Source organism: Herminiimonas sp. (assembly GCF_030645555.1).
Classification (GTDB): Bacteria; Pseudomonadota; Gammaproteobacteria; order Burkholderiales; family Burkholderiaceae_D; genus Oxalicibacterium.
In genome coordinates this window covers 1-6,399 of the sequence record NZ_JAUSME010000280.1, presented here as the reverse complement: position 1 = coordinate 6,399, position 6,399 = coordinate 1, and the positions used below count along the sequence as shown (strand labels likewise).

The following is a 6,399-nucleotide window of genomic DNA, read 5'->3' as shown; positions in this document are numbered from 1 at the left end:
CAGACCGGGCGCGTGACCGATATCGAATACATGCGCATCGACCCCGCTTACTGCCGCTATCTGCTGAAGATGGCGTCCCTGTCGCCCAATGAGGATTTGCAGGAAATAGGCGTGAAACTGCAGGAGGTTTTTTTTGGCGAGGAAGGCTTGTTCGTGCGCGCCGAGCCCAAGCCGCCCTTGCTGGCGCGCCTGACCGAGCCCGCAGCGCCAGCATCAGCACCTCCGGCACCCGCAACAACGGCACCGGTCACAGGACATGAGGCAGAGGATGCGGTCGATCGCGGCTATATAGGACGCCTGCGTTAAGCTGTTTTTGTCGTGCTGCCACAAAATCAGAATTGATCTTCATCCAGCGCCAGCACGCCACTGCTGCCGGTAACAATCGCCGTGCGGTATCCGCCCGCCTGCGATAAATAATGATCGGCAAAGAAACGCGCAGTCACTATCTTCGCTTGATAAAAGCTGGCATCGCCTTGCGCCGCATCGCACTTGTGTTGCGCAATCAGGGCCGCGCGCGCCATTTGCCAGCCGCCGAGCACGATGCCGGCCAGCTTCAGATACGGCACGCTGCCGGCAAACACACCCTTGATATCGGATTGAATGTTCGCTATCACATAGGCAACGACGTCTTCCAGCGCAGTAGTGGCCGCCGCCAGATGATGGCTGATCGCCTGCAGGTCGGCGGATGAAGTCGCCGCCAGCTCATCTGCCGTGGCGCGCACGCGGCCTATTATTTCGATAGCCACCGCGCCGCCATCGCGCACCGTCTTGCGCCCGACCAGGTCGTTGGCCTGGATCGCCGTCGTGCCTTCGTAGATCGTCAGGATGCGCGCGTCGCGATAGTATTGCGCGGCGCCGGTTTCTTCTATGTAGCCCATGCCGCCATGGATCTGCAAACCGGTGGACGCCACATCGATCGCCATCTCGGTCGCCCAGCCCTTGATGACGGGCACCAGGAATTCATAAAAGGCCTGATTCGCGCTGCGCACTTCTGCCTCGGCGTGATGGTGTGCGATATCGAATGCAGCCGCACCCACATAGGCCAGCGCACGCGCTGCTTCTATCTGCGCGCGCATAGACATCAGCATGCGCCGCACATCGGGTTGATGGATGATAGACACTGCAGCAGCCGAACCGTCCAGGTCTTTCGACTGCACTCTATCCTTCGCATACGCCACCGCTTTTTGATAGGCGCGCTCGGCCACCGCGATGCCCTGCATGCCGACCGCAAAGCGCGCCGCATTCATCATGATGAACATGGTTTCGAGGCCGCGATTTTCTGTACCGACCAGCGTGCCTGTCGCGCCGCCGTGATCGCCGAACTGCAAGACCGCAGTCGGGCTGGCCTTGATGCCCAGCTTGTGTTCTATCGAGACGCAGTAAGCATCGTTGCGCGCGCCCAGCGAACCATCTGCATTGACCAGGAACTTCGGCACCACGAACAGCGAAATCCCCTTCACCCCCTCAGGCGCATCGGGCGTGCGTGCCAGCACCAGGTGGATGATGTTCTCCGCCATATCGTGCTCGCCGTAAGTGATGAATATCTTGGTGCCGGAAATTTTATACGTGCCGTCGCCCTGCGGCACCGCGCGCGAGCGCACCATCGCCAGATCGGAGCCGGCCTGCGGCTCAGTCAGGTTCATCGTGCCGGTCCATTTGCCGGCAATGAAATTGGGCAGGAAGGTTTCCTTCTGCGCATCCGAGCCTGCCGTCATCAAGGCTTCGATCGCGCCATCAGTCAGCAGCGGACACAGCGCGAAGGAGAGATTGGCCGCATTCAGCATTTCCATGCATGGCGTGGCTACCAGCTTGGGCAAACCCTGGCCGCCAAAATGCACCGGATGCTGCACGCCTTGCCAGCCCGCGGCACCGTAAGCCTTGAATGCTTCCTTGAAGCCGGGCGTGGTGGTGACTACGCCATCCTTCCACGCGCTCGGGTGCCGGTCGCCAGCCTGATTGAGCGGCGCAATCACGGCGCTGCAAAAGCGCGCATTTTCTTCCAGCACCGCTTCTACCGTTTCCGGCGTCGCCTCTTCGCAGCCCGGCAAGGCATTGATGGCAGCCAGACCCGCCAGTTCGTTCATCACGAACAGCATGTCTTTCAACGGTGCGGTGTAACTCATGCAAAGCTCCTAAAGAAAATGGGCAGGACGATCAGGTAAATTGCAGTGTGCCAGAAAAAAACCCGCTCACACCACAACCTGCCTGCCCGTCCTGCCCACTTCTTACACAAACGGCAGTATCACCGTCTGCATGTGTTTCTTTTTAACCCAGTTCCGCCACCAGCTTGGGCACGATCTCGAACAGATCGCCGACGATGCCGTAATCGGCTACCGAGAAGATAGGCGCTTCCGGATCCTTGTTGATCGCAACGATCACTTTGGAATCCTTCATGCCGGCCAGATGCTGGATCGCGCCGGAGATACCGACTGCAATATACAAATCCGGGGCGACGATCTTGCCGGTCTGGCCGACTTGCCAATCGTTAGGAACGTAACCGGCGTCCACTGCTGCACGCGATGCACCCATCGCTGCGCCCAGCTTGTCGGCCAGCGGTTCGAGTATCTTGAAGCTTTCTTCCGAACCCATGCCGCGACCGCCGGAGACGACGATCTTCGCTGCCGTCAGTTCAGGACGCGCCGACGTGGCCAGCTCGCGCGAGACGAACGATGATTTGCCCGAGTCGGCAACCGCCGTCACGTTTTCAATGGTGGCCGAGCCACCTGCAGCGGCCGCATCGAAGGTCGTCGTGCGCACCGTGATGACCTTGATCGCATCGGACGACTGCACGGTCGCGATCGCGTTACCGGCATAGAAAGGACGCTCGAAGGTATCTGCTGAAACAACCTTGGTGATTTCGGAAATCTGCGCCACGTCGAGTTTGGCAGCCACGCGCGGCAGGATGTTTTTGCCGTAAGCCGTGGCCGGGGCCAGGATGTGCGAATAATTGGCAGCCAGCGCCAGCGCCTGTGCCGCAATGTTTTCCGCCAGTCCGTCGGCAAACTGCGCGCCGTCGGCTACCAGTACCTTGGCAACGCCAGCGATTTTTGCTGCGGCTTGTGCTGCAGCATCGGCTTGATGGCCGGCGATCAAGACGTGCACATCGCCACCGCATTGAATCGCGGCAGTAATCGTGTTCAGGGTGCTGCCTTTTAAAGTAGCGTTATCGTGTTCGGCAATGACAAGTGCGGTCATGATGATTTTCCTGTGATGTGATCATGGTCGGCGGCAGCGGCGCAATGCTGTTGGGCGATGCGCTTGCGGCTGCCGCGCTGATTAAATGACTTTGGCTTCGTTGCGGAGTTTTTCAACCAGCGTGGCGACATCCGGCACGATGATGCCGGCGGAGCGCTTGGCCGGTTCCGACACTTTCAGCGTTTTCAGGCGCGGCGTGACATCGACGCCCAGATCTTCCGGCTTGATGTTATCCAGCGTTTTTTTCTTCGCCTTCATGATGTTAGGCAGCGTCACATAACGCGGCTCGTTCAGGCGCAGGTCGGTGGTGATGATGGCAGGCAGCGTCAGCGCCACGATTTCCATGCCGCCATCGACTTCACGCGTGACCTTGACCTTGTCGCCATCGATTTCCACTTTCGATGCATACGTCGCCTGCGGCCAGTCCAGCAAGGCTGCCAGCATCTGGCCGGTCTGGTTGGCGTCGTCATCGATCGCCTGTTTACCCAGAATGATCAGTTGCGGCTGTTCCTTGTCGGCGATTGCCTTCAACAGCTTGGCCACGGCCAATGGCTGCAGCTCGACATCGGTTTCCACCAGGATCGCGCGGTCGGCGCCTATGGCCATCGCGGTGCGCAGGGTTTCCTGCGATTGCAGCACGCCGCATGAGACGGCAATGATTTCGCTGACCTTGCCGGCTTCCTTCAGGCGCGTCGCCTCTTCCACCGCGATTTCATCGAAAGGGTTCATCGACATTTTGACGTTTGCGATATCGACGCCGGATTGATCCGATTTGACACGTACCTTGACGTTGTAATCGACCACACGCTTGACTGGAACCAACACTTTCATAGCTCTGCCTTTGAAAAAATCAGAATGACATAAATACAAATTGGGGACGATTATAAACGCAAGTGACAGCCAGCCTGAGCGCCGCGCGCCTGGCCCCTGGCCCCCGCTTGCCGCTTGCAGCCGTGCAAACAACAAAAAAACCGCACGTGGCGGCAGGCGAAACAGGAGCGTAACTGGAAGGATATCGCGCCGCGACAGTGCGTGGCGGCACCAGCAAAAAGGCTATTTACACCTGCGGGCGCAGTCTTATTTGCGCTTCATGTAGAAGGTAAGCACATCGCCGTCCTGGCTTTGCTCCAGCAAATCGTTGCCGGTCTGTTTCGCAAATGCCTGGAAATCGCGCACCGAGCCGGGATCAGTCGCCTGCACGCGCAACACCTGGCCGGTCGTCATTTCCGCCAATGCCTTCTTCGTCTTCAAGATAGGCAAGGGACAGTTCAAACCCCGTGCATCGAGGTCCTTGGTAAATTCCATGGAATTTCTCTCACATCTGTACTGTTAAGTAATTCGGGCGATTCTACTCCCAAACGCCGGCGCATGATGCTTTGCCGCATACGCCCTATTACGGATTGACAGCGCTCTGTCAGCATGCAGCCGGCAAATGAAAACGGCAGTGTCGCCATGCGCTCACTGCCGCTGGTACTACCCGTTCATGACGCTCAGACGCGTTCGCCGACCCAAGCTGCAACGCCCTTCAGCGCTGCCGGCAAACCGCTAGGGTCGGTACCGCCGGCTTGCGCCATATCAGGCTTTCCGCCGCCCTTGCCGCCTACCTGTTGCGCGACAAAGTTGACCAGATCGCCCGCTTTGATCTTGCCAACGCTATCGGCTGTCACGCCGGCGATCAGGCTGACCTTGCCGTCATTGACCGCAGCCAGCACGATGGCAGCGGTTTTCAGCTTGTCTTTCAGCTTGTCCATCGTGGCGCGCAAGGTCGCCACATCGGCACCTTCCAGCACCGCAGCCAGCACCTTGATGCCTTTGACATCGACTGCCTGCGTGAGCATTTCATCGCCCTGGCTGGCGGCCATCCTGGCCTTGACTGCAGCCAGTTCGCGCTCCAGCAATTTGACCTGATCGAGTACTTGCGCCAGGCGCGGCTGCAATTCTGCCGCCGGTGCTTTCAAGGTCGCAGCCACGCTGTGCACGGTCGCTTCCAGGTCTTGCAAATAGCTCAGTGCATGCGCGCCGGTAATCGCTTCGATACGACGCACGCCGGCAGCCACACCGCTTTCGCCTATGACCTTGAACAAACCGATATCGCCGGTGCGGGTGACGTGGGTGCCGCCGCACAATTCGCGGCTGGAACCGATGTCGAGCACGCGCACGGTTTCGCCGTATTTCTCGCCAAACAGCATCATCGCGCCGGTTTTTTGCGCCGATTCGATATCCATCACACGCGCCTGTGTATCCGAGTTCGCGAGGATTTCCTCATTCACGCGTCTTTCGATTTCCAGTATCTGTTCGTGTGTGACCGGTGCATTGTGCGCAAAGTCGAAACGGGTTTTATCGGCATCGACCAGCGAACCTTTTTGCTGCACATGGCCGCCCAGCACTTCGCGCAAAGCCTTGTGCATGATGTGGGTGACCGAGTGATTGCGCATCGTGGACGCACGACGTGCGCCATCCACTACTGCTTTCACCTTGTCGCCAACTTTCAAGGTGCCTTGTGCCTGCACGCCGTGGTGACCGTAGACATCGGCCTTGATTTTTTGCGTATCTTCCACGCCGAACTGCACGCCCTCTGCCGCGACACAACCCTGATCGCCAACCTGGCCGCCGCTTTCTGCGTAGAACGGTGTGTTGTCGAGTACGACGATGCCGGCCTGGCCTTCTTTCAATTCATTGACAGCCGTGCCTTCGAAGTACAAGCCAACCACGGTTGCGTCTTCTTCCTGATTTTCGTAACCGGTAAATACATTGCCTGCGCCTGTGTATTCAACTGCGCGTTCCATCTTGAACTTGCCTGCGGCGCGGCCTGCTGCTTTTTGTTTTTCCATCGCGGCGGCGAAACCTGCCTCGTCGACGCTGACGCCGTTTTCACGGCAAACGTCCGCCGACAGATCGAGCGGGAAGCCGAAGGTGTCATGCAATTTGAATGCGACTTCGCCCGGCAATACCTTGACGCCGCCAGCCAGTGCCGAGTCGAGGATTTCCATGCCGTTGGCCAGCGTTTCAAAGAAGCGTTCTTCTTCAGCTTTCAGTACTTCGGTAATACGTTGTGCATCGGCTTGCAGCTTCGGATAAGCCTCGCCCATTTGCTCGACCAGATCTTGCACCAGCTTGTGGAAGAAAGGTTTTTTCTGGCCCAGCTTGTAGCCGTGGCGAATCGCGCGGCGGATGATGCGACGTTGTACATAGCCGCGACCTTCG

General features: G+C 58.6%; 6 protein-coding genes. 1 reads left to right on the top strand and 5 read right to left on the bottom strand.

Annotated features, from left to right (window positions below; translation table 11 throughout):
* The coding region (locus Q7T06_RS10765) for a hypothetical protein (protein ID WP_304784485.1) at positions 1-306 on the top strand (306 nt) is incomplete at its 5' end.
* A gap of 26 nt (positions 307-332) precedes the next feature.
* Here Q7T06_RS10765 and Q7T06_RS10760 read toward each other — a convergent pair.
* The 5 genes from Q7T06_RS10760 to alaS all read right to left on the bottom strand — a co-directional run.
* The gene (locus tag Q7T06_RS10760; RefSeq protein WP_304784483.1) at positions 333-2,123 is read right to left on the bottom strand and encodes an acyl-CoA dehydrogenase; all 1,791 of its coding nucleotides are present in this window, start codon (positions 2,121-2,123) and stop codon (positions 333-335) included.
* 142 nt (positions 2,124-2,265) lie between these two features.
* Positions 2,266-3,195, bottom strand: a complete 930-nt coding sequence (locus tag Q7T06_RS10755) for an electron transfer flavoprotein subunit alpha/FixB family protein (RefSeq protein ID WP_304784481.1) — start codon at positions 3,193-3,195, stop codon at positions 2,266-2,268.
* A gap of 81 nt (positions 3,196-3,276) precedes the next feature.
* Positions 3,277-4,026 (bottom strand): electron transfer flavoprotein subunit beta/FixA family protein, encoded by a 750-nt coding sequence (locus Q7T06_RS10750; protein WP_304784478.1) that lies wholly within the window; start codon positions 4,024-4,026, stop codon positions 3,277-3,279.
* 246 nt (positions 4,027-4,272) lie between these two features.
* On the bottom strand, positions 4,273-4,500 hold the full coding sequence (locus Q7T06_RS10745) for a sulfurtransferase TusA family protein (protein ID WP_304784476.1): 228 nt from the start codon (positions 4,498-4,500) through the stop codon (positions 4,273-4,275).
* A 185-nt stretch (positions 4,501-4,685) separates the two neighbouring features.
* Positions 4,686-6,399 (bottom strand): alanine--tRNA ligase (alaS, locus tag Q7T06_RS10740; protein ID WP_304784474.1); only part of this gene is annotated, 1,714 nt, incomplete at its 5' end.